The sequence below is a fragment of the Brevibacillus sp. YAE8 genome (genome assembly GCF_057543335.1).
Window position 1 is genome coordinate 1 of record NZ_BAAIYG010000063.1, and the last position, 3,074, is coordinate 3,074.

General features: G+C 38.6%; 3 protein-coding genes and 2 pseudogenes. 1 reads left to right on the forward strand and 4 read right to left on the reverse strand.

The features are described 5' to 3' along the window. Positions 1-216: 216 nt before the first annotated feature. Positions 217-585 (reverse strand): annotated as a pseudogene (gene tnpA, locus AC27IT_RS27485) (IS200/IS605 family transposase); the annotation flags it as partial. Between the two features lie 262 nt (positions 586-847). Here tnpA and AC27IT_RS27490 point away from each other — a divergent pair. Beyond that, positions 848-1,090, forward strand: a complete 243-nt coding sequence (locus AC27IT_RS27490; protein ID WP_283858231.1) for a hypothetical protein — start codon at positions 848-850, stop codon at positions 1,088-1,090. A gap of 12 nt (positions 1,091-1,102) precedes the next feature. On the opposite strand, the gene AC27IT_RS27495 is transcribed toward AC27IT_RS27490, so the two are convergent. The 3 genes and pseudogenes from AC27IT_RS27495 to AC27IT_RS27505 all read right to left on the reverse strand — a co-directional run. After that, positions 1,103-1,600: an SMI1/KNR4 family protein gene (locus AC27IT_RS27495; RefSeq protein ID WP_005836914.1), complete on the reverse strand. Its 498-nt coding sequence runs from the start codon at positions 1,598-1,600 to the stop codon at positions 1,103-1,105. An 83-nt stretch (positions 1,601-1,683) separates the two neighbouring features. Further along, positions 1,684-2,673, reverse strand: coding sequence for an HNH endonuclease (locus tag AC27IT_RS27500; protein WP_283858232.1), 990 nt, complete (start codon positions 2,671-2,673; stop codon positions 1,684-1,686). A gap of 139 nt (positions 2,674-2,812) precedes the next feature. Then, positions 2,813-3,074 (reverse strand): annotated as a pseudogene (locus AC27IT_RS27505) (transposase); the annotation flags it as partial.

A 3,074-nucleotide genomic window follows, 5' to 3' on the forward strand; every position in this document is an offset into this window, starting at 1 on the left:
TTGTGTTCTTTGATAAGTTGGCGCAGCTGGTCTTTTGGAATGAGTCCCATGTGTTCTCTCAACCTCACTTTGTTTCATTGTAATGGAATGTGGAATGAGAGTTTACACAAAATATTTTACAGTCCCGAATTCACTCGACATTGGGGTATCTGAGTCCACTCGTTTACAAACAGAAGGCACTTAAGAAATCCGTCTAGTTTGGTGTTGACAGTCCAACTCTTCTATTACCTTTTTGTTTCTCCCCACCGTATCCACATAGTACCCTCTACACCAGAATTGTCGGTTCCCATATCGGTATTTCATGTTTGCAAACTTATCAAAAATCATCAGAGAGCTTTTCCCTTTTAAGTAGCCCATAAATTCAGATACACTTAATTTCGGTGGAATGCTCACCAGCATGTGAATATGATCCACGCAGGCTTCTCCTTCGATAATCTCCACCCCTTTTCGTTCACATAACTCCCGCAATATCTTTCCGATCTCTCTTCTCAACTTTCCGTATATCACTTGTCTGCGGTATTTCGGTGCAAATACAATATGGTATTTGCAGTTCCATTTGGTATGTGCTAGACTGCTTTTGTCCATCCTTTGTCCTCCTGTGATTCATGTGAGCGGTTGGCAGACCGGCTCTCATCTTATCACTGGGTTCAAAGGATGGCTACTCATAGCTATAAGCTTTCCTGAACCCCCAGTGGAACTGGGGGTTTTCGCTATACAATAAAGAAAAGGGAGCGGGTACTTACCCACTCTTTTTTTAACAGATAAGACTTTATAAGTTTTGGGACAGCCGAAGGGCTGTCCAGTTTTCTTTCTTGTAAAAAAAAGGGAGGGCACCTACCCTTTAAAAGTGCTTACAGTTGATTTCAATCTGGACCTGGGGACGTTTGCCACTACATTGAATCTGGCCAGAACACCCAATTTGTTTACGTGGGTACAAGAGCTCGACAGCCAGCTCCACGCCTTTGCACAAAAGCGGGGGCTAGATCCGTATGCGATCAGGCAAGAGGAATGGCAGGAGCTTGCGTCCGTATTGCCGCTGTCTCCACAGCAGATCGAAAAGTACGTGGTTGCCATACGATTCTCAACGTAAGGAGAAATCCACTTATGATTCCAGCCAAAATTCCTTGCCATCGCATTCAATAAGTTTAACTAACCAATCGGTAAAACTCAGATTTAAGTCAATTGGGTTTTCAGGATCCATTGAATCAATCCAAGTTAAGTATCCATTTTCTGAACCCACTTGCTCTTGATTAACACATATGCTGCCAATTGAGTGACTACTCCAGATGATTGGATAATAAGGAGCATCAATACTGTATGATTTCCAATAATCTACTACTCCTTCAACACTCAAAATATCATATCCCCCCCCAAAATGACTATGTTGGAATAACACTGCTTTTCTGTATTGACTTAAGAAAGAGTGAAAATCATCAGGAATAACAAACTTATATTTTTCAGTAAGAACGTTTAATGCTTCTGACGATTCTGCTAGGTGAAAAATAGATTGAATAGATTCATTTCGAATTATTAGTTTAGACTCGTTAATTACATATTCTCCTGGAATTGATGAAATAATCGCCTTGAAATCAGTAGTCATAACGTATTCCTCCATAATTCCATAATATAGAAATGAGCTACCATTATAATTTATAATGGTAGCCATTTCTATTCAAAGTAATTTTAATAATTATTCCACCAATTTGTTACTTCATGGTGGTACATAATGTAATCATTTGAATAACCTTTCTTCAGAAGGGGAATAAGGTTATCGACATCATTCGAACCATAGTATTCTAATGGAATCATATGATGAATTTCTACTTCAGTCCAATCAAAATACTGTGGACGCCCATAATTCAATTCATAGTAATTAATAAAATTACTTCTATAGTTACTTTCTCTTTGCCTTTTTTTCTTTACAAGATTTGCATCCGGCTTGATAAGCTCAATGTTCGATTGAGGGTCCACGTAATCTGGATACACATCACCTAAAGTGTTTGTTAAGATCTTTTCTGGCCCATTTAGTTCAGCAATAGAGCGAGTTGTTCCTTTGCTTGATGTAAAAGTACCTGTTAGATAACCAGACCACCACGCAGTATCTGAATTGGCATAAACTTGGTGTGACCTTCCAACCCGTGGATTTGACATGCTTGAGGACTTCGATTTAGAAGTTTTATAAGAACCATTTTCGTAGTTAGATCTTGTGATGGAATGTGTAAACGAAACCGATGCTACATCACCAACAACCGCACTAACCTCGATATTAGAGTAAACTTCTCCATTACCAAAATCACTCGTCATATAATGATCAAACGCAATAGCATTGATAATAAAAGGCTGCACACCTTTCACAGATTCTTTTGCAACGTAGTCGATTTTTGAATCATCGTCTTTCTTGGCACCGTAAACTTTTTTTCTTTCCCCTACAACATTTGATAAGCTTCTAATTTCTTCTTTGCCTAAAATCGTTACGTTTTTACTTTCAAGAATACGTGGTTCGTCAAGAGCTTCAGCAAGTTCTTCAAGACTAATTCCCTCTGCAATGGAAATTGGCAAATTTTCAAAATAAACAGATTCTTCATGTGATTTTGCTGATATAAGAGATGAAGAACTTCCGAGCAGAAGTGCAATTGATAGAGATAATGAAACAAGAGATTTAGTTAGCTTCAAGACAATTCAACCTCCATATTTTTAAAATACTTTATATTCATACCATATAATACCAAAAATGTAAAAGTTGATTTTTTGTATAATCTTAGCTCTTCACCGTAAAACGTGCTTGATCTCCCTCTATCGCAGTTTTTCGTAGTTATGTAGCCGGTTTATACTCCAGTCTAATGCGAATCTTGAATCTCTCTAGATTGCGGTAGCCGTAGGCTCTTCGTTTGATCACCTTCACTTTGTTGTGTGGACTATTATGCAAATCACACTTCGTATCAACGGGGTAGGCTCTTCGTTTGATCACCTTCACTTTGTTGTGTGTCCCTTCAATCTTGGCATTCGTTACCCGAAAGGAGAAATCATTCTAAATGGGCTCTCGCCACTGGACAATCGTTTTGGCAATGGAACGA